The sequence below is a fragment of the Falsigemmobacter intermedius genome, from assembly GCF_004054105.1.
In the GTDB taxonomy this organism is placed as follows: domain Bacteria; phylum Pseudomonadota; class Alphaproteobacteria; order Rhodobacterales; family Rhodobacteraceae; genus Wagnerdoeblera; species Wagnerdoeblera intermedia.
In genome coordinates, this window is the sequence record NZ_SBLC01000033.1 from 1 (window position 1) to 25,664 (window position 25,664).

Sequence of the window (25,664 nt, forward strand, 5' to 3'; positions counted from 1 at the left end):
TCAGCTTCACTACACCCGTCTGCGCCGGTCCGAGCTGATCTGGTGGCATCGCCGCTATCTGCTCGCCCACTTCGGGACCCGCCTCTGCCCCTTCCCGGAGGCCCCGGGGGATTACGGCTCGCGCATCGCCCTGCCGATGACGCTCTTTGCCACCGTGATGGGCGCGCAGCAGAGGGAGCTGGCAGAGGTCAGAGCAGTATCAAGCCCTGCTCCGTCGGAGATTGTTGCCGCGCATAACCTCTATACGGGCTACACCCTGATGCTGCTCTATCTCGCCACCGGCCATCGTCCGGTTGGCAGCCCCTTTGAGCGGCTCGGGGATATGGATCTGGCAACGGGCCTGATCTGGATCAGCGACAAAACCACCTCCGGCGAACGCGGTGCGCGGGTGCTGGTTCTGCCGCAGGCGGCGCAACAGCAACTCCGGCACTGGTGTGATCATCTGCGCAGGCTCCAGACTGTGCTTGGTGTCTATCAGCTCCCCAGCCTTGAAACGCGCATTGAGGCCGCGCTCACCGCCGACCCGCGTGCGCAGGCACCGCTCTTCTTCCTCTTCTCTGATGAGGACCGCGTCACGGAACTCAGCACGGCCACGCAAAGAGTTCTTCTTCAGCGGTTCTTACGCCTGCCGCTGAACTGGTCGCGACATCTCCTGCGCTCGGCGCTGACCTCACGGGTGGACGGCCAGCTCATCGATGCCTGGATGGGCCACGCCCATTATGCAGAACTTCCCTTCAAGGCGGCCTCCGGCCTCGGGATCGGGGATCTGCGCAAAGTGGCGGGGGAGATTGATCTGATGCTGGAAGATCATGGCATCACCGCTCTGGAGAGTCCGCTGTGACAGATCCTGTTGCTTCCCCTGTCGGACGTGAGGCCCGGGCGCGCGCCCGCGGGCAGAGCCGCACTCTGCTGCGGGCCCGCGCAGAGGATCTGATCGCCGCCGCCGCACCGTGGCTTTTGCGTGCCGATCTGCCGGTCCCCGCTGAAGCCCATAGCCAGCTTCTTGAGCTGCAGGGGCAGATCCTGCGTCAGGCCCGAAGCCGCTCTGAGGCAGCGGGCATGAACGGCGTTCTGCAGGATCTGGTGGACCGCCATAACGCCCGCAGCCGCTCCTCCCCCGTTGCCGCCCCCGGTGCCATCACGGCGGTTTATTCCAAAGACGACAACTGGCGGCTGGAGGACCTGCAGTTCGCCGCTGAAGCGCGGCGGCTGCGCGCGCAGTATTGGAAGATCCGGGAGGAGGGGCTCACATGGCAGGCCTCCGCGGATCAGCTGTTTGGCCTCTGTCTGGCGTCCGCGCTCTTTGAGAGCGCCTGCCTCACCCCCACGCATCTGCAGCTCTTTGCGCAGAGCCTGTTGAGCGAGGAGACCGTTCTTTACCGCGCGGAGGATGTACCCGTCTGGCTGGATCTCAAAGAACGCAGCCACAGCTCTGCGCGCCGGTCCCGGGCGCTCAGTGTGGCAAGTGGCAAAGACGCAGAAGGGCTCTATGCCCTGCGGCGGCTTTTTCCCGCGTCCCCGACCCTGCGGCTGATCTCGCTCTTCTGGAACCTGCCGACCACCGCCCGCCAGAGCTTGCGTCCCGATCATCCGGTTCCCGAAGCGCTGGCAAAGGCGTTTGGCGAGGCACTGCCGCCATCCCTGCGCCTGCCGCAGCTGCTGCGCGGCGCGGCGCTGCTGCGCGAAGCCGAAGAGAACGGCCCCGATCACCTGCTGACGGGTCTGGCGCAGCGGCGGATCAAAAGCTTTGCCGCGACACCTGAGACATGGGCGCGGGCTCTGACCGGGGGAGCGACTGCGGGCGAGACTTTGTGCAAAAGCCCCGCCGCCTGGAGCCGGGAGCTCACAGCCCCGCCCGAGCGCCGCGTCACCCGGCTTTCGCATCCGGTTTTGCAAAGCGAGGGCTATCTGCGCTTCTATATGGCGCTTCATGACATCCGCTCCGAGGAAGAGGGCGCAGAGGAGAGCCCTGCAGCCCGCAGGCGCAGGCCGGGCGATCTGGCCCGCGATCTGCGGGCGGCACGCACCGGGGGAGACTGGCCGGATGTGCTCTGCCTTCTGAGCGATTGGTATCTCCATCTGCTGGAAAACGAAGGACTGCGGCCCTCCAGCGTGGAGCGCTATGACGACACCCTGGGCCTGCGGCTCTGCCTGCATCTTGAGGATCTTCCTTTACGTGACCTCGCGGCCGAAGATCTGGAAGATCTTTATGGTGAGATCCTCGAGGATGATCCCCGCAGTCCCGCCGAGCGGCGCAATCTCGCCAGACGCCTGCGCAGCCTGCATGCCTTCGCCATGAGCGCATGGAACTTCCCGAAAATCGATCCGGAGACCTTCTCTATGGAGGGCGACACACCTGCGCTGCGGGTGCGGGCCAATCTTTTGTCCTTCCGGGATCTCACCACTGCGCGTCTGTCCCTCGCCAGCGCCTTCGGCTTGCCGCCGGATCTCGCACGCACGCTGCAGGCGGCCTTCCTGCTGATGGCGCGCTGCGGGCTGCGTATCGGGGAGGTCTGCAAAGCACTGGCCGCGCATTTTGAGAACCCGGAGGGCACACCGGTGCCCGAAGAGATGGCAACCCTCTTCATCCGCAGCTCGCGCTTTGGCACCAACAAAACCCCCAATGCTTTGCGCCAGATCCGGCCAATGCTCCTGATGACCAGAGAGGAACGGGCCTTCTTCTCAGACTGGCTGGCGTGGCGGCGCAGTCTGAGCCCTGCAGGGCCGCTCTTCGGGATCCTGCAGCCGGACGGTACCTTCGCTCCGCTCGATCGCCTTGCGACCGGACGGCTTATCGCCGTAGCCCTGCGGGGGGCGAGTGGGCTGAGCATGGTCTCGGCCCATGATCTGCGGCGCACGGCGCTGAACAACATCGCCCTCGCTCTGGGCGAGGTGCGCGCACCGGCTCTGGCGCTCACGCAACGTCTGACCGGTTGGACCTCCGAGGAACGGCGCGCCGTGGTGCAGGCGGTGGCTGGTGTCTCTCAACGTGAACGCTGGGAAGCACTTGCCCGCTTTGCCGGCCACGGCAGTGTGGAGACCACCTTCCTGCATTACGTCACCTGCGCAGATCTGCTGATCTGGCAGGCCTGCGCGTCCGGGGAGCAAAAGGATCTGCCTGCAGATCACCTGAGCGGCCCTGCAGCAGAAAGGCTGTTCCAGCTCCTGCCCGAGCCGGAGGAGATGCCTTGCGATCAAAGCAAAAGGACATGGCCTTCGCTTCAGGACAGTGCAGCGGCACTTCACGCTTTACGGATTGCGCTCGACTGCCTGGACCGCGGCCTCGCGCTCCCGCGGGCCGCAGCGGCGGCCTCATTGCCGGAAGATCTCATTGTGCAAACTGCCAGAGTGGCAAAGCGCTGGTCCGCGCTGCGCTCTGCGCGCGGGGAGCTGCGACTGCAGAACAAGGGTGACGAGGGGCGTCTGCTCCCTGCCTCCCTGCCCAAGCCGAAGCGCGACGAGGCACTCGATCTCGCCGCGCAACTGATCGATCTCGCTGCTGATCAGCCGGAGGCGGTTTATTCTTGGATCCGCAGCACGCTGTCGCAGGCGTCGCGCACCAATGCGGGTGTGACCTTCCGGGACCCCGCAGAAGCCTCCGCCTGGATTGCGCTTGCGGTGCAGCTGCGCCCGGCCGGGCGCTGGCAGTTTGAACGGGTCTCGCCCGAGATCGACCCTGATCTGCGCCGCGAACGGGAGCTCTTGTGGCAGGGCGTGCGGCCGGACGAGATGCAGCGTGCCGCACGCCGCGTTGCTCGCGGCAGCAGCGTTCAGGTCCGCTTGCGGCTGATGGCACCGAATGTGGCGGAGCAGGGGCCCCGTCCTGCCGGGTCATGGGCCGGTGTGGTCACCGTCGCTGCCCATTACGCAGCGATCTGGCTGCAGCTTGCCCCGGATCAGGGGGCAGGGGATGCGGAGGCGGTCGAATGAACCTGAAGAAAGGACCTTCCTTCACCTTTGAGCGGCCGGACGGCACACGGCAGAGCTTTGATTATGAGCGCGCCCGTTGCGATGATCTCCATCTCACGCCAGTCAGCTTTGATCTTTTTTGCCGGCTGGAAGAACTGCCGGTCTTCAGCGCTGAGATGACCGCGCTCTGGATATCCGAGCGGGAGCCGCTTCCCGAACTTAGCATGGTGATCGCCGGAGCCCATGACCCGGAGGAACTTCCTAAACGTCAGAAGTTTGCGCTCTTCCCCATGATGCTGCGGCTTCAGGCTCTGCGCGATCTCAGGGCACATCCTTCTGTTCAGCGCTTTGCCGCTTCCGGGCCTTACCGTGATCTTTTGGAAGATCCACGACTTCGCCATGAGTTCCTGTCCCGCCACCCGCTGCGCGATCTGGAGGAGGCGCCCTTACTTTGCGGCTGGTACCCGGAAGAGCTGATGGAGTTCCTGGAGCGGACCCACCGCTGGGGCACCCATGAGATCTGCCTCGACGCAGGACAGAACGATCTTCTGCTTTGTGGGCCGACAAACGGCCGCCCGCAGGAATATCTGCCGATGACCACAAGCCATGGAAAGCAGGTGATCCGGCTCAGTGGGGAGCCGCAAAGGGAGGGCGCGCCACCGGTGGTGAGCGTCACGTTCCTCCGGCGCGCGGCCGGGGAGGTGACAGAACTGCAGCGTAGCCTTATCGGAACGGCCGGGCAGATCCGCTGGGTGGTGGATTTGTCCTCACAAGGGGAGGAGCAGGGCTGAGAAGACAGGGAGCCGTTGACAATTTGATTTGGGTGGTTGCGTTTAGCAGCCGGTAAACATGCTAAGGGAAGTCATGCGCATTCTTCTGACCGGCGGGGCCGGATATATCGGCAGCCATACGCTGCTGGAGCTGCTCAAAAAGGGGCATGACCTCTGCGTGACCGAAACCTTCGCCAACAGCTCTCCCGAGGCTCTGCGCCGGGTGGAGGCGCTGGCGGGGCGCAGCTTTCGAGTTGAGACGGCGGATGTCTGCGACACCGCGCGGATGACCGACATTCTGCGCGACTTCCGCCCCGAAGCGGTGGTGCATTTCGCAGGCCTGAAGGCCGTGGGCGAGGGAGAGGCAGAGCCTTTGCGCTACTATGCCACCAATGTCGGCGGCACGGTCTCTCTGCTCAGTGCCATGGATGCGGCGGGCTGCCGGAAGGTGGTGTTTTCTTCCTCCGCCACGGTCTACGGCGATCCGGCCTACCTGCCCTATGATGAAAGCCACCCCCTCGCGCCGACCAGCGTCTACGGGCGCAGTAAGCGCATGGCAGAGCAGGTCATCACCGACTGGGCGCGGGCCACGCCCGGCGCCTCAGGGGTTCTGCTGCGCTATTTCAATCCGGTCGGCGCCCATGAGAGCGGGCAGATCGGTGAAGACCCTCAGGGCATTCCGAACAATCTCATGCCCTTTATCGCCCAGGTGGCGGTGGGGCGGCGCGAAAAACTTGGGATCTTTGGCGAGGATTACGACACCCGCGACGGCACCGGAGAGCGGGATTATCTCCATGTCACCGATCTTGCCCGCGCCCATATCGCAGCCCTGAGCTACAGCCCCGCCCCCGGTCAGGCAGAGGCCTTCAACATCGGCACCGGCGCGGGCATCACCGTGCGCGAGATGCTGACAGCCTTTTCAAAGGCCTGCGGGCGCGATCTGCCCTTTGAGGTGCTGCCGCGCCGTCCGGGCGATCTTCCGGCCTATTACGCCGATCCGGCCAAAGCCCGCCGCCTGCTGAACTGGCAGGCGGATCTGGGCCTCACGGAGATCTGCGAAACCACCTGGAAGTGGCAGTCGCAGAACCCAACGGGCTACCGCAGCTGACGGCAACCTGAAGCGTTTTTGAGACCCATTGGTAATGTCTGTGATCCCATCCACCGTGCCAGGAGTCTATCGTTTGCCCAGCTTGATGTAGAGGGCCACCGCCCTCATCCGCTCTTCATAGCTATACATGAACTATCTCCTCGATAGTCCAACTTTTCGTCCGCACCCCAAAGATCTAACTATGCCAAAATGTCCGATAATAGTAAATTATCAGCTTAACAAAAAAAAGATATACAATGGTCGTAATATGTCAATAATGAGCGCAATACTTCAGATGTCGTTAAGTCCGGGTTATCGGATATGATCATCATGAGAGGAGGTTCAGCTTATCTGAACAGGTCCTGGGCGATTTCTAAGTGGTTTTCCGCCTCGATGTGCGCTGCGGCGGCCGCATCATGATCCGCCACGCCGCCTCTGCGGGGGCGGCGTGGTCAAACACCGTCAGCCTTGATGAGGTGCAGGGCAATACGACGATTGCAGTCGTGCCACTCATGCCGGGGGTCTACTTCGTCCGCCCTATTGACGCCTCCGGGCAGTTGGGGCCGGTCACCGCGCTCTTTTCGGATGGTGCGACAGCTGTCGGCTTTGCGGATGCGGGCCTTTTGCAGGCCGACGATGAGTTCAGTGGCGCGCATGACGGCACTGTCGCAGCAGACGGCATCCTGACGCTCGCAGACGTTGGTATCTTCGACGATGTACCGAACACGGATGCGCTGACCTCCTGGGATTATCCCTATGGGGTTTCAGCGCGCGGGGTCTATACCTTCGCCACCACGCTTGCCTGGGCCACCCCTCGGCTGGTGCGGCTGCGCTCCGTGATCGAACTGGCCCCGCTGGTTCTTAACGACGACTGGGATCAGCGCGCCGGCACCGTCGACAGCTGGCTCAGCTGGGACGCTATGGCGGACGTCGAATGTGACGTCGAAATGCAGGTCCGCATCACCACAGACGACCCGTCCGGATCCCCGGTCTGGTCCCCATGGTCCCGCCTCGATGCAGGCGAGTACCGCGCGCGCGGCGTTCAGGCCCGCGCCATCCTTACATCCCGATCACCCGACGTCGCGCCGATCGTCTCAAGGCTGCGCGTCAAAGCAGAACAGGTGGCAGCATGAGCCAGCATCCCCGCTCAGTCCCTTCCGGATCCGGCCTCGCCGTCCGGGAGGGCTTCAACAACGCGCTCGACAGTGCGTTCACCCTCAACAGCGGGCCGACTGCGCCAGCGTCTCCGCAGGCAGGTCTGCTGTGGCTGGACACCGCAACCGGCGTGCTCAAAATCCGCAATGACGCCAATACCGCATGGGTCGATCTCGCGGACCGCCTCGCGGCTCTTCGCCATGACGCTGCACAGACCCTGACCAGCGGGCAAAAGCAACAGATCAGGGACAATATCGCCGCGCTTTCCTATGATGCACAATCATTGACCAACGCGCAGCGTCAGCAGGCGCGGGATAATATCGGTGCGGGGGCTGTCGCTACAGAAAGCGTAGTCCCTTTAAGCAAAGGCGGCACCGGAGCCACTACGGCAGAAGGAGCGCGGGCCGCAATTGGCGCGGGGGGGGCCTGCGTTTATGGGGGTCGTCGCAAATTTTAACATGAACGCAGGCGTCGTAATGACTAACCCCAGTTCAAGCAGCCCCCTGTTTGTGGACATGAACGCGACATCCACAGCTCAAGGATGGGTAGAACTTTATACCAGGTCGGGATCTTCGGCAGGGTGGGGGCTTATCGGCAGGGGTTGGTCCAACAGCCACGCTTCCACTTCAGGCATCGTGCCTCCGGGGTGGCAATACAAAATGGAAGGCACCGCCACCGTTGAAGTGAGGACGCATTACTGATGAAGCATTACATGTACGACAATGAGGTTTACGGCTTTCCGGAAGACGGATCGCAGGACCATCTGATCCCCGCAGATGCGGCCCCGATCAATCAGGAGGCCCTCGATGACTATCTGCAAAGCCGGATGCCCCCCGAAGAACGACTGGCATCCCTGTCGCCCGTTTCTCACGCCCAGATCATCGCGGCGCTGATCGGCGCGGGCATGCTCACAGAGACCGAGGGCGTGGCCTGGATCTCCGGAGCGCTGCCGGCCTCAGTTGAGGCCATGATTGCCGCGCTCCCGGCAGAGCAGCGCACCATCGCCCGCCTTCGTGCGATCCGGCCCTTCTCTGTGGTGCCCACCGATCCTTTGGTGGCCGCGCTGGCGGCTGCAGAGGGCAAGTCGACCGAGGATCTCATTGCGATCTTCACATCCGCCGCCGCGCTCTGACCGAGCCGACAAACTGACCTGACGCCCGCCGCGCGCGGGCTTTTTCATGCGCGGAGGGTGCTGTGACCGACTTCAAATCTCTCGACTTCTGGATCGCGGTCGCCGTCGCGCTTCTGGTCAAAATTAAAACAAGCTCTCAGCTCGGTGCCTGGCAGGTCATTACCACGCTGCTGGTGGCGGTGGGCACCGCGCTCGTAGGGGCTGAATATGCGGCTGAAGTCTTCGGCGTGCCGCTGGCCGTGGCGGCCGCCATTGTCACCCTGACGGCTGAGGGCGTCATGCGCTGGCTGCTGATCGCAGTGAACGACCCAAGCCAAGCAATCAGGCTATGGAAGGAGTGGCGCAAGCCTTGAGGCTTGTCTCAGTTAAAAGCGCGGACCACCATAAGCACCAGTAGAGAAATCCCTGCTACAGCGACCACCCAAACCGCCGACCTGTTCTTCAGGGGCGTGGGCTTGTGACAATAGCCGCATCGGCTTGCGTTGAAACGCATTTGGTGTCCGCAGCTGCATACGAACGGACGGAATTCCTGGGCAGACATAGGTTGATCCCTGGAGGTTAATTTAAGGTTAGTAAGCCGCTGAGGGCGCTAAAATGTTCTCCCCGGAAAAGCTCAGGGGCACCGGGCAGTATGGACCTCACTTCAACTCTTCACGCAATTCCCTCAAAGAAGGGAAGCCTTAACGAAACAAGGCGCCTTCATTGAAGACGCCCTGTCCCATCACATCTGGCTCGTAGCATGTTGTGACAGGACCGAAGTCATCTGTGACGCGATGCGCGTATAACCAGTTGATCTGAGCAGATTAGCATACCTTCACTGCTGTGCAGTTCACAAAAGCGTACAAGCTTAGCCTCTTGTTCTGGAAGCGTTTCTTGTAAGATCGGCATGCCAGTCCAGAATGCCGTCATAGAACCCCTCCAAGGATTTTGCCCAAACGACGGGCAGATCTTTTCCTTCGGGCGTGAAGAAAAAGCCGCCTGAGCTCGGAGCTGACCATTCGCCTGACAATCTGATTTGACCGACCAGCACCTCCCCAAAGGTGCGCTCGCCGTATCCGATCAGAATAACTTCAGACGCGTGGTGCATGCTGTCCTCCCCCCTCTGATCTGAAAATGATCAGTTTTTGTGCACCTGTAAACAATTCCTCTTTCCGCAGCCCCGTTCGGATCTTTCCGGCGGGGCTTTTTCAATGGAGCCCTTATGCTCAATCACAATCTCGGCCACACACGGCTGATCCGGGAAACCTGTGAGGCGCATGGCCTCTCGATCCCGCAGACTGCCTATGTGCTGGCGACTGCGCATTGGGAAACCAACTCGACCCTGCTGCCGGTGAAAGAGGGCTATTACCTCGGCTCCCGCGCGGAGAGCTTCCGGCGCAGCCTGCGCTACTACCCGTGGTATGGGCGCGGGTTTTCTCAGCTCACCTGGGAGCGCAACTATCTGCGCGCCAGCTCGGCGCTCAAAGTGGATCTGATCGCCAATCCGGATCTCGCACTTGATCCGGTGATTGCCGCACAGGTGCTGGTGCTCGGCTCCAAAGAGGGATGGTTCACCGGAAAGAAGCTGGCCGATTATATCCGCCCGGGCCGCACCGATTACCTGGGCGCGCGGCGCATCATCAACGGCACTGACAAGGCGGCTGCGATCGCCGATCTCGCGCTGGCCTGTGAGTACGATCTGACCCCTGCCCCGGCCTACCCTGCCCTGCGCCGTGGCGCGCGCGGCAAGGCGGTCACAGAGGCACAGATCCACCTCACCGCGCAGGGTTATGACCCCGGCCTGCCTGACGGGGTTTTCGGAGCCCGCACAGAGGCCGCAGTGCGCGCCTTCCAGCGCTCCGCCGGCCTCACCCCTGACGCCATCATCGGCCCCCTGACATGGGCGGCCCTCATCCCGGAAATGGAGACCTGACCCATGGAGCATATCCTCCAATTCTTCGCCTGGGCCCATCTGCCCCCGCACCTGCAGGCCGTGAGCAAGCCCTTCGGGGATCTCGCCCAGCAGATCGTGGACACCCTGCCCCGCAACCCGGAGCGCACCGTTGCCCTGCGCAAACTGCTCGAAGCCAAGGATGCCGCTGTGCGCGCCCTGGTGGCAAAGGAGGTCTGATCCATGCGACCGATCTTTATCGGGCGGACCCGCAGCTTCTGGCTCGGCATCCTCCCTTCCCTGCTCATTGTCCTCGATGTCGTCACATGGCTCGCGGCGGCAGTTTTTTCAGATCCTCAACTGGTGCCGCCGGTCGCCACGCTGGCGGGCTGGATGCTCGGCCTCGACGTGGTGGTTATCGAGGGCTGGATGCTGCGTATGTCGCCGCTCTTCGCCCTCATCATCGCGCAGCAGCGCGCAGGCTCTGTGCGGCCCTACACGCTCAATCCACGGGCCAAATGATGCGGGCGCTACTCTTAACTGTCTGGCCGTGGCTCGCGGCTGTGGGGGCCGTTCTGGCGGCGGCAATCGGCATTCATCGCGCGGGGCGTAGCTCCGGCATCTCGGACACGACTCAAAAGCAGAAAGAAGAGGACCATGCGCGCGCGCGTCAAATTGAAGAGGCTATGCCCTGCACGCGCCCGAAGTGGACTGCATCGCCAAAGGCAAGGCGCGGGTACGCTATGAGTTCGGCTGCAAGGTCAGCATCGCCACCAGCCTGGATGAGGGCTTCATCCTCGGCATGCGCAGCTTCGCTGGCAATCCCTATGACGGCCATACGCTGCGCGAGGCCTTAGAACAGGTCGAAATCCTCACCGATCAGCGCCCGGAACTGGCAGTCGTCGATCGCGGTTACCGTGGTCACGGCGAGACCAAAACCCGTGTCCTGATCAGCGGCACGCGGCGCGGCTTGACACCAAAGCTCATCGCCGATCTCCGCCGCCGCAGCGCCATCGAGCCTGAAATCGGCCATATGAAAACCGATGGCCGCCTCAGCCGATGCCCCCTGAAAGGCGCCACCGGAGACGCCATCTTCGCGGTCCTTTGCGCCTGCGGCCACAATATCCGCAAGATCCTTGCCCATCTCAGACTTTGGCTTGCCTATATCATGGCGGCCATTTGGGTAACTGCAGCAATGGAAAACCCGCGATCTCAAAGGGCTATTGCTTCCTGAACGCTTTGTTCAGGACCAACTACACCTCCTGGCTGATGGACACCCAGGGCAATAAGGCCGCCCATGTGCTGGTTTCGGAAATCAAAGTGGCGGCGGCACGGCTGCAGACATCGGTGCTCGACCGCGCGATTCAGGTCTATGGCGCCAAAGGCTTAACACCCGACACGCCCCTGTCTTACCTCTGGACCTGGGGCCGCGCACTGCGGTTCATTGACGGCCCTGATGAGGTGCATCTGCGCGGCATCGCCCGGCATGAGCTGAAAAAGGCAAAGGCGCGTCACGAGGGCTGAGCCCCCGTTTTCGCTGCAGAAAGGGATCGCCCGCCGGCAGGGCGGGCGGTTCTTTGCACAGCTTTCAGGCGCGACCAGCCCCCTGCAGCGCCTGCGTTGATTTATCATTGCCGCGGGCCTGGCTTTGCGCCTTGATAGCCCTGCCCCCAAAGGGGATCTGGTGGCCCCCCGTCCGGGTGCGGCCTGTCACAGTCGGAGAGCGGCCTGCGATGAAAGATTTTCTGCCCCCCAGCGAAACCCTGACGATCCCTGGCCTTCAGGCCGGGGCGGAGATCCGCATTGACCGCTGGGGCATTGCGCATCTGACCGCGCAATCGGCCCGCGACGGCTTTTTCCTGCAGGGCTTTAACGCCGCACGCGATCGTTTGTGGCAGATGGATCTGTGGCGCAAACGCGGGCTGGGGCGGCTGGCGGCCTCCTTCGGGCCGGGGTTTCTGGAACAGGATATCGCCTCGCGCGCTTTCCTCTATCGCGGCGATCTCGAGACCGAATACCGCGCCTATGCTGATGATATGCAGGAGATTTGTGAGGCTTTCGTGGCCGGGATCAATGCCTGGATCACCTGGGCCTGCGCCCTGCCGGAGCGTCTGCCGGAAGAATTTGCGCTGACCGGCTCGGCCCCCGAGATGTGGCGGGCCGAGGATGTTGTGCGCATTCGCAGCCACGCGCTGACCCGCAATGCGATCTCCGAGGTGCTGCGCTGTGTCATCCTGCAGGGCGCCACGACCGAGGCGGATCTTTTGCGCAAAAACATTGAGCCCGCCCATACCCCCGAGGTGCCCGCGGGCCTTGATACCGCGACCGTGCCTCTGGCGGTGCTCGATGTGTTCAAACTGGCCACAGCGGGGGTCAGTTTTGATCCGGGCCGGCTCGAGGCCACCCGCGCCGAGGCGGGAAAATGGCGCCGCGTCAACAGCCTGGCCGAAGTGGTGGCCGATGCGGCCTGGACGGGCTCCAACAACTGGGCGGTGGCGGGCAGCCGCACCGCCACCGGTCGGCCGGTCATTGCGGGCGACCCGCACCGCCAGCATGCCGTGCCCGCCCTGCGCTATCTGGTGCATCTGACAACCCCTGAGTTTAACGTGATCGGCACGGGCGAGCCGGCCGCCCCCGGCATCTGCATGGGTCACAACGGCACCTGCGCCTTTACAGCGACGATTTTCGGCTCGGACCAGGAAGATATTTACGTCTATCAGACAAACCCGGAGGCACCGCGGCAGTACCGCTTTGCCGATACCTGGGAAGAGATGGAGGTGGTCCCGGAGGTCTTTGAGATCCGCGGCCATGCGGCCGAGACGCATGAGCTGCTCTTTACCCGTCACGGACCGGTTCTGCTGGCCGAGCCGGCGCAGAACCGCGCCTTTGCGCTGCGCTCGGTCTGGTGGCAGCCGGGAACCTGTGCCTATCTGGCCGGGGTCTCAACCATGCGCGCACGCGGCTTTGAGGAATACCGTCAGGGCATTGCCCGCTTTGGCGCCCCGGCGATGAACCATGTCTATGCCGATACCTCCGGCACCATTGCCTGGCTGCCCTATGGCTTCACGCCGATCCGGCCGGAGTGGGACGGGCTGACCCCCGTGCCGGGGGACGGCAGTTACGAATGGGCGGGGATCGTGCCGCTCGATCAGATGCCCGCCATGGTCAATCCGGCGCGGGGCTATGTGATGTCGGCCAATGAATATAACATCCCGCAGGATCATCCGGGCGGCGGCGGGCAGATCGGCTATGAATGGCTGGAAAACTGCCGGGCAGAGCGGATCCATCAGGTGCTCGACGCAACCACTGCCCATACCCCGGCTGAGAGCCGCGCGCTACAGACTGACACCCTGTCGCGTCCGGCACAAAGGCTGCAGGCGCTGCTGGCGGGCCTCGATACCGGGCCGGATCTGGCCGCGGCGCGGGCGCTGCTGCTGGGCTGGGACGCGCGTATGACGATCGACAGCGCGGCTGCGCTTTTGCAGGAAGTCTGGCTCCATTCCCACCTGAAACCCGCGCTTTTCGCCCTTTTTGTCGCCGATCCGGCGCTGCGTGCCCTGATGTATCCAGGTGATGTGGAAGGCATGCTGCGGGCGCTGGAAGCCCCGGGGGCGGCTTTTGGCACCGATCCCCTGGCCGGGCGTGACCAGGTGCTGCGCGACACTCTTGCCGCCGCACTTGCGGATCTGCAAGGCCGCTTTGGCCCCGATATGACCCGCTGGAAATGGGGCGATCTGCACCACGCCTATTTTGAGCACCCGCTCTCGCGCGCTTTGGGGGAGAGCGGGCGCGGGGCGGGCGATATTGGCCCGCTGCCCAAGCCCGGATCGGGGGCCACCGTCATGCATGCCGCTTGGCGCGACGGGGACTTTCGCGTGGTCACCGGGGCCTCGGTGCGGTTTGTGCTCGATGTGGGCGACTGGGACAATTCCTTCGCCATCAACGCGCCTGGCCAGTCCGGCGACCGGCGCAGCCCCTATTACAGCAACCTCTTTGAGGCCTGGTCACGGGGCGAATATGTGCCGTTCCTCTACTCCGAGGCGGCGGTCGAGGCGGCAACGGCCCATCGCCTGGTGCTGCAGCCGGGGGGTTAAACCCCCTCGGCCCGCCAGACCACCTCACCGCCGAGCACCGTCATCACACAGGTGGTCGCAGCGATGCTTTCCGGCTCTGCCGTAAACAGATCCTGCGACAGCACCGCAAGATCGGCAAACTGCCCCGGCACCAGACGGCCCCGGCGCTCCTCATCATGGGTGGCAAAGGCCCCGGCCGCGGTATAGCAGTGCAGCGCCTCGGCCATGGTCAGCCGCTGATCGGGGCCGATGACCACGCCGGTCCGGGTTTTGCGCGTCACCATATTGGCGATGCCCGCAAAGGGGTTCATGGGGGTGACCGGGCAGTCGCTGGAGGCCGAAGGGTTCAGCCCCGCATCGACGAAGGCCCGCATGGGATAGGCAAAGGCCGAACGTTCCGGCCCCAGAGCCTGCAGATAATTCTCGCCGAAATAATACATAAAGGTGGGCTGCGGGGCGGGCCAAACGCCCATCCGCGCCATGCGGGCCATCTGCGCGGCGCTCAGCCAGCCACAATGCTCAATGCGGTGGCGGGCATCTTCGCGGGGGTTGGCCGTCTGGGCGCGCTCCATGGCGTTGAGCACCTGCTCAATGGCGGCATCGCCGATGGCATGGATGGCCATCTGAAAGCCCGCATCATGCACCCGCCGCGCAAGCGCGTCGCATTCCGCATCGCTCAGGCAAAAGAGCCCGGTCGAAGTCGTCCCCTCATAGGGGCGCGACATGGCCGCGGTATAGCCGCCCGCTGAGCCGTCAGTAAAAAACTTGACCGGCCCGTAGCGCAGCATATCGCTGCCCGACTGCGGCTTAAGGCCCGCGGCCCGGGCTTCGTCAAAAATATTCACATCTTTATCGCCCATCAGGCAGAGCGTGCTGCGCAGGGGCAGCCGGCCCGTGGCCTCGGCCTCCTGATAGGCAAGAAGCTCGGTCATGCCGCTGGTCATGCCGACCCCGGCGTCCATATGCGAGGTGATGCCGTAGCGCAGCATATCCTGGCCCCCGGCCTCAATCCCGGCCACATAGTCCGCCACTGTCAGCTCTGGCAGCAGCGCCATGACCGGAAACCGCGCGTTTTCAGCCAGAAGGCCCGTCAGCCCCTGGGCGTCGCGCGCAATACTGCCGCCGTCAGGATCGGGGGTGTTGTGGCCAATCCCGGCCTGCGCCAGCACCGCCGAAGAGGCCACCGCCATATGGCCACAGGTCCGCGTGAGCCAGACGAGGTGATCGGGGGCCGCGGCATCCAACTCGCTCCGGTGGGGGTGGCGGTTTTCGGCAAGGCGCGTGTGGTCATAGCCGCGGGCCAGAACCCAGCCGCCCTTTGGCGTCTGCGCCGCACGCGCGCGGATCCGGTCAAGCAGGCCCGCCATATCGCTTACCCTGTCGGGGCTGACGTCGACATCGCGCAGCAGACCCACACCATAGCTGCTTAAGTGGGCATGGGCCTCGCAAACTCCGGGCATGGCGAAACGTCCGGCCAGATCAATCCGCCGGGTGGCAGGGCCTGCCAGGGCTTCCATCTGCGCCGTGGTGCCGCTGGCCAGCACTTTACCGTCTGAAATGGCGAGGCTTTCGGCAAAACCATCGTCTTTGCCCAGCCAGATGCGGCCATGGGTAATGAGCGTGTCGACCGGCATCGGGGTTCTCCTGCAGGGGGGACGGGTGGATGGCGCAGTCAACCGCTCTGCGGGGCGCTTTGGCAACAGCTTTTCGCCGCGCGCAGGCAAAGGGTGCCGGTTTAGCAATATTTCTTGCGGGACTCCCGAAAGCCGCGCAGGCTGAGTTGAGTGCAGTTTAAGGGATTTTTGAGATGTTTACTCAACTTGACAGTCTGCGGCCCTATACGCTGGCGGCGTTGCGCATCATCGCGGGTCTTTTGTACTTCGCCCATGGCACCCAAAAGCTCTTCAGCTTTCCCATTCCTGGTCCCGAAACCCTCAACGCCATGGCGCTGACCTCGGGGATCCTTGAGGTTGTGGGCGGGATCTTGATCATCATCGGGCTCTTTACCCGCCCGGTGGCCTTTGTGCTTTCAGGCCATATGGCGGCGGCCTATTTCATCGCCCATGCGCCGCAGAGCTTTTATCCGGTGGCCAACGGCGGCGATGCGGCGATCCTGTTCTGCTTTGTATTTTTGCTGCTGGTCACCCACGGGCCAGGGGCTTTTGCCATGGACAACCGCGCAGGTCGGGGATCCGCGCGGCTGTCTCCGACAGGATCGCTCAGGCCCAGGTTTCCGGGCCGATATTGAGAAACAGCCCCGCATGATAGCGGGCGCGTTCCACAAGGCTGTCCTCAAAAACATGCTCATTCAGCGTGTGCAGACCGTCTCCGCGCAGGCCGGTGGAATCGAGCGTCGGCACACCAAGTGCGCCGGTGAAATTGCCGTCTGATCCGCCGCCATTGGGTTTATGGGTCAGCGTCCAGCCCAGATCCGCGCCGATTTTACGCGCCAGTTCAAAGAGCTGCAGATCCTTTGCCTGACCTGGCTGCCAGACCGGGCGGGTTACACCGCGGGTGATGCGGAACTCCACATCATTGACGGTTTCCGACAGCGCCAGCATGCGGGCGATGCCATCTTCGAGATCGGCATCGGTTTTCGCCATGGACAGGGCCTGGCCCTCTGCGCGCGAGGAGACGCAGTTCACCCATTGCCCGGCATGGACCACGCCCACCGAGAAGGTGCAGTCTTCGCCCGAGAGCGCCTCAATCTGGCCGATTTTGCGGGCCATCAGTGCAATGGCCGAGCGTCCCTCGCCAAGGCGTGCCCCTGCGTGAGAGGGCCGGCCAATACTTTCCAGATTGTAACGCGCAATCGCAAAGCGCCCGATGGTGGCCGACTGATCCGCACCGCAGGGCTCAGGCAGGATCACGCAGGCGCTTTGCAGCGCCTCCTGCTCAATCAGATCGCGGGTGGCGGGGGTGCCGATTTCCTCATCGGGCGTCAGCAGGAAGGTGACCGGCAGTTTCGTCTGCAGACCGGCACGGCGGATCTGGCGCATGGCTTCGAGGGCCACGAAATTGCCCCCCTTCATATCCTGAATGCCGGGGCCATAAACCCGGCCGCCTTCGCGCCGCCAGGGGTTTTGGGTCAGGGTGCCGACGGGATGCACGGTATCAAGGTGGCCCGAGACGAGGATCCCCGGCTTGCCCTGGTCAGGATGCGGGAAGCGCGCGCGCAGCGAGGGCCCAAGGCCGAGGCGGCCCGGGATCACCTCAATGCTGGCCCCGGCGGCGGCGCAGTCCGCCGCGGCCAGATTCACCATCCGCGCCATGGCGGCGGCGTCATAGGTGGGGCTTTCCGTCTCAATCCAGGGACGCAGACGGGTCAGCATATCTTCCGGATCAAAGGGCAGCGACAGATGATCCATTATGCCGCCTCCCCCCGTGCCAGCGGCATGCGGTTTTCAATGACGCGGGCATAGATTGACGCCCCGATCGGCAGCACCTCCGGGTCAAGCACAAAGCCCGGATTGTGCACCGGCTGCGGGCCGGGGTGCATGACGTTGATATAAGCGCCCGGCACGATACGCATCATATCGGCAAAGTCTTCCGACCCCATCAGCAGCGGGCCGTCGTCCGAGACATTTTCGGCCCCCAGGACTTCGGCTGCGGCATCCAGCATGGCCTGGGCAGGCTCGGCCGCATTGTCCAGCACGTTAAAGACATTGCGAATGTCGATCTCAATGCTCACGCCATGGCCTGCCGCCAGACCGGCGCAAAGCTCGCGCATGCGGGTGTCAACGAGCGCCATGACCTCATCATTGAAATAGCGCACGGTGCCTGCGATTTTCGCCTCGCCCGGGATGACGTTATAGGCCGAGCCGGTGTGGAACTGCGTGCAGCTGAGCACACAGGGGTGGACCGGATCGACATTGCGCGAAACAACCGTCTGCAGCTGCCCCACCAGTTCCGCCCCGATCACCAGGGCATCGCGCGACAGGTTCGGCGCCGCGCCATGGGCGCCTTTGCCATTGATGGTAATGTCAAAAAACGCAGCCCCCGCCATCATCGGGCCCCGGCGCAGACGCGCACGGCCAAGCGGCGACATCGGCGCGTTATGCATGCCGTAGACTTCGTCGCAGGGGAAACGCTCAAAGAGCTGCTCGGCGATCATCCGGCGCGCGCCGCCGAGGCCCTCTTCGGCGGGCTGGAAGATGAAGACGGCGGTGCCGTCAAAATTGCGGCTGGCGGCCAGATACTGCGCCGCACTGAGCAGCATGGTAGTGTGGCCGTCATGGCCACAGGCATGCATGGTGCCCGGGGTCTGCGAGGCGTAAGCCAGCCCGCTGTCTTCCAAAATCGGCAGCGCATCCATATCGGCGCGCAGGCCGATGCGTCGGTTGCCCTGGCCCTTGCCGCGCAGAATGCCCACCACACCGGTGGTGCCAACGCCGGGGTGTACCTCGTCAAAGCCCCAGTCGGTCAGCAGTTTTTCCACGATCGCCGCGGTCCGGCTTTCCTGAAAGCCGATCTCGGGATGGCGGTGCAGGTCTTCGAAAACCGCCCGCATTTCGGGGGCTTTTTGTGAGATAAAGTCAATAACAGCCATGTTTTCCCTCGCCCTCTCAGGCAACCAGCGGCCCGCGGGCCGCAAAATCCCAAAAACGTCCCGGTGCTGCGTCAATCAGCTCACGGGTATAGGCGTGCTGCGGATTGTGCAGCACCTCACCGGCCGGGCCCTGTTCGACCACCGCGCCGCGCTGCATCACCAGCACATCATCGCAAATCTGCGCGGCGACGCGCAGGTCATGGGTAATAAAGATGATCGCAATGCCGGTCTGACGCTGCAGCTCATCGAGCAGATCCAGCACCTGAGCCTGGACCGAGACATCGAGGGCTGAAACCGCCTCATCGGCGACCAGCACATCGGGTTTCAGCATCACCGCCCGCGCAATGGCGATCCGCTGGCGCTGCCCGCCCGAGAACTGATGCGGATAGCGATCCAGCGCATCTTCGGGCAGCGAGACCACCTTCATCAGCCGCCGTGCCTCGGCCAGGGCCTCGGATTTCGGCGTGCCGTAGTTGACCGGCCCTTCAATCAGCGACCGGCCAATGGTCCAGCGCGGGTTGAGTGAGCGGAAGGGGTCCTGGAAAACCACCTGCAGCTTTTTACGCCGCGGCCGCATGCCAACCGGGCTAAGATGCGCGATATCTTCACCATCGAGGCGGATCTGGCCCTCGGTCGGCTCAATAAACCGCATGATCGAGCGGGCAACGGTGGTTTTGCCCGAGCCGGATTCCCCCACAATCCCCAGGGTGCGCCCCGGTGTCAGTTTGAAGTTCACCCCGTAAGAGGCTTTCACTTCACGCTTTTTCGCCAAAAACCCGCCCGAGCGGTAGGTCATGCCCAGATCATTGACCTCAAGCAGCAGCCGGGTTGAGGTCTCGGGCCGCGAGGGGCGCGGCGAAAGCGAAGGCACGGCGTTCAGCAGCGCCTTGGTATAGCTGTGGGCAGGTGCGGCCAGCACCTGAGCGATGGGGCCGGATTCCAGGATCTCGCCATGGCGCATCACGCAGACGCGGTCGGCAATTTCGGCCACTACGCCCATGTCATGGGTGATGAACAGCACCGCCGTTCCGTGCTTTTCCTGCAGCTCGGCAATCAGCGCCAGGATCTGCTTTTGCGTGGTCACATCGAGCGCCGTTGTCGGCTCATCGGCGATCAGCAGGGCAGGGCCCAGGATCAGCGCCATGGCAATCATAATGCGTTGCCGCTGGCCGCCTGACAGCTGGTGGGGGTAGCTTTCAAAGATGCGCGGCACATCGGGCAGATGCACCTGCTCCATGATATCAAGGGCTTTCGCCTTTTTCTCGGCCCGGCTCAGGGTGGTGTGCAGGCTCAGCACTTCCACGATCTGCTCGCCCACTTTCAGCACCGGGTTGAGCGCGGTCATGGGTTCCTGAAAGATCATCGCCAGATCTTTGGCGCGGCGGGCCTTCATCTGGCTTGGGCTCAGGGCCAGCAGATCAGTGCCGTTGAGCACAATCTGCCCCGAGCGCACCGTCAGCGCACCTTTGGGCAAAAGCCCCATGGTTGAAAGCGAGGTCACCGATTTGCCCGAGCCGGATTCCCCGACCAGACAGACCGTCTCGCCGCGGCGGATGTCAAACGACACCCCCTTCAGCACCGGCGGCAGCACTTTGCCGGAGCCGACATCCACCACCAGGTCCCGGATTTCCAGCACAACGGGCTGGCCCGACAGGTCACGGTTGCGAAGCTGCATCTCTCAGCCCTCCCGTTTCTTCATACGCGGATCAAGGGCGTCACGCGCCGCATCACCGATCAGGTTGATCGAGAGCACGCAGATGGTCAGCAGGACCCCAGGCCAAAGCACCAGCCAGGGATTGATGCGGAAGGTCTGCCGCCCCTCGGCCATGATATTGCCCCAGGTGGGAATTTCCGTGCTGATCCCCGCGCCAAGGAACGAGAGCGCCGCTTCGGTCAGAATGGCCGAGGCGACGATATAGGTCCCCTGCACAATCATCGGCGCCATGGTATTGGGCAAAAGATGCTGAAACAGGATCTTCGGGGTTGAGGAGCCAAGCGCCACAGCGGCTTCCACATAGGGCTCTTCCCGGGCGGTCAGCACCACGGCGCGCACCAGACGCACCACGCGCGGCACTTCGGGAATGGTGATCGCCATGATCACCGAGCCGATTGAGGGGCCGTTCAGTGCCACCAATGCAATCGCAATCAGGATCGAGGGCATGGCCATCAGTGCATCCATGGCGCGCATGATGATCGCATCCGCGAGGCGGAAATATCCCGCCACAAGCCCGATCAGAATGCCCAGGGCCAGCGCCACAATGGCCGCCGAGACGCCAACGAGCAGCGAAATCCGCCCGCCGAGGATCATCCGGGACAAAAGGTCCCGTCCATAGCCGTCGGTGCCGAGCAGATACTCCGGCGAGGGCGGCTTCAGCCGCAGCAGCGGGTCCATGGCCAGCGGGTCATGCGGCGCGAGCCAGGGCGACAGCAGCGTCACCAGCAGCACGGCGAGCAGCATAAACCCGGCGATAAAGGGGGCAATCCCGGTATGGGCGGGGGAAATGCGCGACAAAAGCCGCAGTGCCAGGGGCTTTTCGGTCAGTTTCTGATCCCTCATCATCAGTAGCGGATCCTCGGGTCGAAAAGCGAATAGGAAAGGTCGATCAACAGGTTGATCGCCACGTAGAGCGTTGCGGTCAGCAGGATCAGGGCCTGGATCACCGGGTAATCCCGCGCCAGAACCGCATCGACCGTCAGCCGCCCGATACCGGGGATGTTGAAGATCGTCTCGGTGATCACCACACCGGAAATCAGCAGCGCAAAGCCCGCGCCCACAATGGTCGCAATCGGCACCGCCGCGTTTTTCAGCGCATGGACGAAGAGCAGCCGGCCTTCGCCAACGCCCTTGGCCCGGGCGGTGCGGATGTAATCTTCGTTCAGCACATCAAGCATGGCCGCCCGGGTCATCCGCGCGATCAGCGCGATATAGATCGAGGCCAGGGTAAAGGCGGGCAGGATCGCGCGCTCAATAAAGGGGCCAAAACCGGCGGTGAACGCCTTATAGCCTTGGGGCGGCAGCCAGCCGAGCTTGACTGAGAAGATCAGCAGCAGCACATAGCCGACGAGGAAAACCGGCACCGAAAACCCCAGCACCGAGAAGCTCATCACCAGGTGGTCCACAATGGTGCGGTGCTTCCAGGCGGCGATGACGCCCATGGGAATGGCGATCACAATGGTGATGATCATGGTCAGAATGGCCAGAGCCGCCGAGGGGCCGATGCGCTTTTCCACCATTTCCAGAACCGGCACGCCGGAGATCAGCGAATTGCCAAAATCGCCCTGCAAAATGCCGCCGACCCAGCGGAAATACTGCTGCAGCAGCGGCTGATCGAGGCCCATCTGCTGACGGATCCGCTCAAGCGTTTCGGGGGTGGCATTGTCACCGGCAAGAATGGCCGCCGGATCGCCCGGGGTCAGCCGAAGCATCAGAAAAACAAAGACAGACACGAGGATCAGGACGGGAATAACCGCGACGATCCTTCGGATAAGATAGCTGAGCAAGCGAGAGCGCCTCCGCTGAGTGCTGCGGGGGCCGGGCGGGGAAACCGCCCGGCTTGTCTTGCAAATAGGGGGGCGGATTACTCAGCCTTTTTCAGACCCCAGAACACCGGCACCGCGGTGGGCAGCATATCGGTCAGCCCGGCGCTGCGGGCCTGCGGGAACTGATATTCCCCCAGCGGCACATAGATCACCTGCTCCAGCACATGAGCCTGGATCGCGGCGGCAGCGGCTTTTTGGTCTTCGGGCGTCATGGCGGCGATGAAACCGGCCTTCAACTCTTCCAGTTTCGCATCTTCCGGCCAGCCAAACCAGGCCTGATCGCCGCGACCGTTCACCATCGGGTTGATGACCGGGTTTGAGATCTCGGGCAGCATCCAGTTGGTAAAGAAGATGTTCCAGCCACCCGCTGCCGGTGCCTCGCGCGAGGCGCGGCGGCCCACCAGGGTCTGCCAGTCCATGGCCTGCATATCGACGTTAAAGCCCGCATCGCGCAGCATTTTTGCGGCCACAACCGGCTGGGCGCGCAGGGTGGGCGAATCCGTCGGCTGCATCAGAACCACGGGGGTATTGTCATACCCCGCTTCGGCCAGAAGCTTTTTCGCGCCCTCCAGATCGCCCTTGCCGGTCAGGCTGTCCGAGCCGGTGGCGTCTTCAAAAGGCGTGCCGCAGCCCCAGATCGAGCCACAGATCTTGTAGTAATCGGGGTTGCCCATCAGCGCAGCCAGCACCGGCTCCTGCGACAGGGCCATCAGCGCGGCCTGACGGATTTTCACATTGTCAAAGGGCGGGTGCTTAAAGTTCATCCGGCCCATGGTCTGCATGCCGAGCGAGGCGCGGGTCTCGACAATAAACTCATCATCCCCGTCAAAGAGCGGCACCAGATCCACCGGCAGGCTTTCCAGGTAATCAATATCGCCCGACTGCAGCGCGTTCACCGCGGTCTGGCTGTCGGTCATGGTGATCCACCGGACTTTGTCCACGTTGACAACCTTACCACCGGCATAGCCCGAGGCAGGCTCGCTGCGCGGCACATAGCCTTCAAATTTCGCGTAAGTGACGCCCACGCCCGGCTGGAACTCTTCCTTCACCAGCATGAAGGGACCCGAGCCGATATGCTCTTCAATCGCCTTATCCGCCGGGGTCGCTGCGACCCGCGCGGGCATGATGAATGCGGGCACCGCCGATTGTTTACCCAGGGTGACCAGGAAGGGGCCGAAGGGCTCTTTCAGCGTCCAGACGACGGTTTTTGCGCCTTTCGCTTCGAGGCTCGCGGTGCGGTCGGCCATGGCCTGACCGCCGCTGTCACGCTGCTGCCAGCGCTTGAGCGAGGCCACCACATCTTCCGCCGTCACATCGGCGCCGTCATGGAATTTCAGCCCGTCGCGCAGGGTGAAGGTATAGGTCAGATTGTCGTCCGAGACGGTAAATTCCGCCATCTGCGGCTGAATTTTCTGATCGGCATCTTCGGCGATCAGCACGTCATAAATCATATAGCCGTGGTTACGGGTGATATGGGCGGTGGTGATTACCGGATCGAGCACCCGCAGATCCGAGTGCATCACCGCCGAGACGGTGGTCTCGGCCCAGGCCCCCGAAGTGCCGAGCAGGGCAAGCGCCGTGGCCCCCAGAAGGCCGCGCAGACGAAGCGTCGCAGTCATGGTGTAACTCCCTGATGGTTTTTAGTTTTATCGTTATTCCGCAGCGGTGGATGTCGTTGCATCCCCGCCAAACTCCGGCCCCAGCGGGCGCAGACGCATGCCGGGGCGCAGATGCTTCCACGGCAGGACCGAAGGACAAAGCGGCATCGCACCCGGTGCGGTGGCCACCAAAATCACTTCGGCAATCGGTTCAAAATCGGCCCGGAAATGGACCGAGCTTTTGTTGACCAGAATGGCTTTTTCTTCCGGCACCACGCCCAGGGTGCGGTAAAACTCGCGGTCGGCCATCTGCGAGATACCGCTGGTGACGATCACATCGGTACCGCCCACCCGCAGGCAGGCCGAGGGCCCGAGATCAATCTCATTGCCGCCGTAAAAAGGCCCCGTGGCTTTGACTTTTCCGGCACTCAAAGCGTGAACCTCGGCCTCAACCTCAAAGGGGGCATCCTCGGCGAGGCCCGAGCGGCCGCCAAGGGTGACGCGCAGTTTAGCCCCAAGCCCCGCCTCATGGGCGGCCTGGGCCGCGGCCGGGTCATACAGATTGCCGATGGCCGCGTTTTGCGCCGCGCAGGCCACCAGCGCGCGCAGCATCCCCGTGGTATCCGAGGAGCCCCCGGCACCGGGATTGTCCTGGGTATCGGCGATCACGACCGGGCGGCGCGCGCCCTGCGAGAGCCGCATGGCTTCGCGCACCGCAGCCTCGGGGGCGAAACTTTCCCCGGCAAAGGCGGGCTCGGCGGCATAGACCGCCGCGGCCATGGCGGCGGCATGGGCATCCACCGCGGCTTTATCCGGGCCATAGGCAAAGGCCGCCGGGCCGCAGCCCGCGAAATCAGCCGCCGGAAAGCCCATGAAGAGCGAGGCGGTGGCCACACCCTCGGGCAGATCGCGAGTCATCTGATAGAGGCCGCGAGCGGGTTCCATACCCGTGTACTGCCAGGCGATCGGGATCAGATAATCCACCGTTGCCATAGCCTTATGCCAGCTGCGCCCGGCTGCGATCAGCGCGCCCAGGGCCTCCGCGGTGCGGGTGCCGGTATCGGCCTGATCGACGTGGGGATAGGTGCGGTAGCCCACCAGAAGGTCGGCGGCATCAAACATCTCACGGGTGATATTGCCGTGCAGATCGAGCGCGACCGCGATGGGCGTGTCCGGGCGGATCCGGCGCAGGCCCTGCAAAAGCGCGCCTTCGCCATCGGGCAGATCTTCGGTCATCATCGCGCCGTGCAGATCGAGCAAAATGCCGTCGAGCGGGCCGCAATCGGCGATGCCCTGCAGGATTTCCGCGCTGATCACCTCCCAGGCCTCGGTGGTGACCGGGGCCGAGGGGACGGCGCCGCACCACAGGATCGGGACGATGTCCCAGCCCGCAGCCTCGGCGTGATCCAGCATGCCCGCGACCGCCAGATTGATGCCGCGCAGGCGCGAAAGCATGGCCTCACCCCTTTGGATGGGGGCATAACCGCTGCCGGAGACAAAGGCGGTCAGATCCGCCGGGTTGGGGGCGAAGCTATTGGTTTCGTGCAGAAATCCGGCGACAGCAATACGCAAATTCAGGCCTCACAAGTCGGGTCAGAACGTCAGGCGCAGCCGTCAGACAATGCCGCGCCAGCGAGCAAAGGAGTGCAGGTCTTAGGGCGAGACTAGCAGCCGCCCGAGAGTTGGCAAGCCCGTGTTCACTCTCAGGCTGATTTTGGGAACAGGTTCCGAAACTGCCTGCACACAATGCGAAATTGCCGCCCCGGGGATGGATTTCAGGCGCTCGCGGCCCCGGAATGCAAAAACGGGCCCCGAAGGGCCCGTCTGAGGTGCTGTTGACCGCTGCTCGCTCAGAGGGCGACGCAGTCGGCCTAGAGGCCTCCGACATCACAAGGCAATCGACCGCATCGCTCTGATCACCTTGCCCACGCCTTCCGCCACAAGCCCCCGGGACCGAAGAGAGGGTTAGACCCCGCCAGCC

General features: G+C 63.4%; 23 protein-coding genes and 1 pseudogene. 15 read left to right on the forward strand and 9 right to left on the reverse strand.

Annotated elements, in window-relative coordinates; all coding sequences use genetic code 11:
* The 8 genes from EP867_RS19875 to EP867_RS15790 form a co-directional block, all read left to right on the forward strand.
* Positions 1-841: hypothetical protein (locus EP867_RS19875; RefSeq protein WP_206616350.1), on the forward strand; the 841-nt coding region annotated here is incomplete at its 5' end.
* Complete coding sequence (locus EP867_RS15760) at positions 838-3,930, forward strand: site-specific integrase (RefSeq protein ID WP_128490438.1); 3,093 nt, start codon at positions 838-840, stop codon at positions 3,928-3,930. The genes EP867_RS19875 and EP867_RS15760, both read left to right, overlap by 4 nt.
* Positions 3,927-4,700 carry a hypothetical protein gene (locus EP867_RS15765; RefSeq protein WP_128490439.1) on the forward strand — a complete coding sequence of 258 codons (774 nt, stop codon included), beginning with the start codon at positions 3,927-3,929 and terminating at the stop codon, positions 4,698-4,700. Before EP867_RS15760 ends, EP867_RS15765 begins: the two co-directional genes overlap by 4 nt.
* 73 nt (positions 4,701-4,773) lie before the next feature.
* Positions 4,774-5,787, forward strand: coding sequence for a UDP-glucose 4-epimerase GalE (gene galE, locus EP867_RS15770; protein ID WP_128490440.1), 1,014 nt, complete (start codon positions 4,774-4,776; stop codon positions 5,785-5,787).
* 395 nt (positions 5,788-6,182) lie between these two features.
* Positions 6,183-6,899 (forward strand): hypothetical protein, encoded by a 717-nt coding sequence (locus EP867_RS15775; RefSeq protein ID WP_128490441.1) that lies wholly within the window; start codon positions 6,183-6,185, stop codon positions 6,897-6,899.
* A complete protein-coding gene (locus EP867_RS15780; protein WP_128490442.1) occupies positions 6,896-7,378 on the forward strand; it encodes a hypothetical protein in 483 nt (160 codons plus the stop codon). The genes EP867_RS15775 and EP867_RS15780 overlap by 4 nt, the downstream gene beginning before the upstream one ends.
* Before the next feature lie 243 nt (positions 7,379-7,621).
* Positions 7,622-8,053 carry a hypothetical protein gene (locus EP867_RS15785; RefSeq protein WP_128490443.1) on the forward strand — a complete coding sequence of 144 codons (432 nt, stop codon included), beginning with the start codon at positions 7,622-7,624 and terminating at the stop codon, positions 8,051-8,053.
* Between the two features lie 62 nt (positions 8,054-8,115).
* Positions 8,116-8,406, forward strand: coding sequence for a hypothetical protein (locus EP867_RS15790; RefSeq protein ID WP_128490444.1), 291 nt, complete (start codon positions 8,116-8,118; stop codon positions 8,404-8,406).
* Positions 8,407-8,900: 494 nt separating this feature from the next.
* Here EP867_RS15790 and EP867_RS15795 read toward each other — a convergent pair whose 3' ends face one another.
* Positions 8,901-9,140, reverse strand: coding sequence for a hypothetical protein (locus EP867_RS15795; RefSeq protein ID WP_128490445.1), 240 nt, complete (start codon positions 9,138-9,140; stop codon positions 8,901-8,903).
* A 114-nt stretch (positions 9,141-9,254) separates the two neighbouring features.
* On the opposite strand from EP867_RS15795, the gene EP867_RS20315 reads away from it, so the two are divergent.
* From EP867_RS20315 to EP867_RS15825, 6 genes and pseudogenes are all read left to right on the forward strand, one after another.
* Complete coding sequence (locus EP867_RS20315) at positions 9,255-9,965, forward strand: peptidoglycan-binding protein (protein ID WP_164888901.1); 711 nt, start codon at positions 9,255-9,257, stop codon at positions 9,963-9,965.
* 3 nt (positions 9,966-9,968) lie between these two features.
* Complete coding sequence (locus EP867_RS15805; RefSeq protein WP_128490446.1) at positions 9,969-10,163, forward strand: hypothetical protein; 195 nt, start codon at positions 9,969-9,971, stop codon at positions 10,161-10,163.
* A 3-nt stretch (positions 10,164-10,166) separates the two neighbouring features.
* On the forward strand, positions 10,167-10,445 hold the full coding sequence (locus tag EP867_RS15810; protein ID WP_128490447.1) for a hypothetical protein: 279 nt from the start codon (positions 10,167-10,169) through the stop codon (positions 10,443-10,445).
* A gap of 163 nt (positions 10,446-10,608) precedes the next feature.
* A pseudogene (locus EP867_RS15815) lies at positions 10,609-11,157 on the forward strand (transposase); the annotation flags it as partial.
* 5 nt (positions 11,158-11,162) lie between these two features.
* Positions 11,163-11,447, forward strand: coding sequence for an acyl-CoA dehydrogenase family protein (locus EP867_RS15820; protein ID WP_206616351.1), 285 nt, complete (start codon positions 11,163-11,165; stop codon positions 11,445-11,447).
* A gap of 209 nt (positions 11,448-11,656) precedes the next feature.
* Positions 11,657-14,017, forward strand: a complete 2,361-nt coding sequence (locus EP867_RS15825) for a penicillin acylase family protein (RefSeq protein WP_128490448.1) — start codon at positions 11,657-11,659, stop codon at positions 14,015-14,017.
* Here EP867_RS15825 and EP867_RS15830 read toward each other — a convergent pair.
* Positions 14,014-15,630, reverse strand: a complete 1,617-nt coding sequence (locus EP867_RS15830; RefSeq protein ID WP_128490449.1) for an amidohydrolase — start codon at positions 15,628-15,630, stop codon at positions 14,014-14,016. The genes EP867_RS15825 and EP867_RS15830 overlap by 4 nt on opposite strands.
* A 173-nt stretch (positions 15,631-15,803) precedes the next feature.
* Between EP867_RS15830 and EP867_RS15835 the strand changes: the two genes are divergently transcribed.
* On the forward strand, positions 15,804-16,244 hold the full coding sequence (locus EP867_RS15835) for a DoxX family protein (RefSeq protein ID WP_128490450.1): 441 nt from the start codon (positions 15,804-15,806) through the stop codon (positions 16,242-16,244).
* On the opposite strand, the gene EP867_RS15840 is transcribed toward EP867_RS15835, so the two are convergent.
* The 7 genes from EP867_RS15840 to EP867_RS15870 form a co-directional block, all read right to left on the reverse strand.
* Entirely contained in the window at positions 16,216-17,364 is a 1,149-nt protein-coding gene (locus EP867_RS15840) for a M20/M25/M40 family metallo-hydrolase (RefSeq protein ID WP_128490451.1), read from the reverse strand. The two genes, EP867_RS15835 and EP867_RS15840, sit on opposite strands and share 29 nt — an antisense overlap.
* Complete coding sequence (locus EP867_RS15845) at positions 17,364-18,545, reverse strand: M20 aminoacylase family protein (protein ID WP_128490452.1); 1,182 nt, start codon at positions 18,543-18,545, stop codon at positions 17,364-17,366. The genes EP867_RS15840 and EP867_RS15845 overlap by 1 nt, the downstream gene beginning before the upstream one ends.
* 16 nt (positions 18,546-18,561) lie before the next feature.
* Entirely contained in the window at positions 18,562-20,220 is a 1,659-nt protein-coding gene (locus EP867_RS15850) for an ABC transporter ATP-binding protein (RefSeq protein WP_128490453.1), read from the reverse strand.
* Positions 20,221-20,223: 3 nt separating this feature from the next.
* Positions 20,224-21,105, reverse strand: coding sequence for an ABC transporter permease (locus EP867_RS15855; protein WP_128490454.1), 882 nt, complete (start codon positions 21,103-21,105; stop codon positions 20,224-20,226).
* On the reverse strand, positions 21,105-22,046 hold the full coding sequence (locus EP867_RS15860) for an ABC transporter permease (RefSeq protein ID WP_128490455.1): 942 nt from the start codon (positions 22,044-22,046) through the stop codon (positions 21,105-21,107). Before EP867_RS15860 ends, EP867_RS15855 begins: the two co-directional genes overlap by 1 nt.
* A gap of 77 nt (positions 22,047-22,123) precedes the next feature.
* Complete coding sequence (locus tag EP867_RS15865) at positions 22,124-23,704, reverse strand: ABC transporter substrate-binding protein (RefSeq protein WP_128490456.1); 1,581 nt, start codon at positions 23,702-23,704, stop codon at positions 22,124-22,126.
* Positions 23,705-23,737: 33 nt separating this feature from the next.
* Positions 23,738-25,255, reverse strand: coding sequence for a M81 family metallopeptidase (locus EP867_RS15870; protein WP_206616352.1), 1,518 nt, complete (start codon positions 25,253-25,255; stop codon positions 23,738-23,740).
* Between the last annotated feature and the right edge of the window lie 409 nt (positions 25,256-25,664).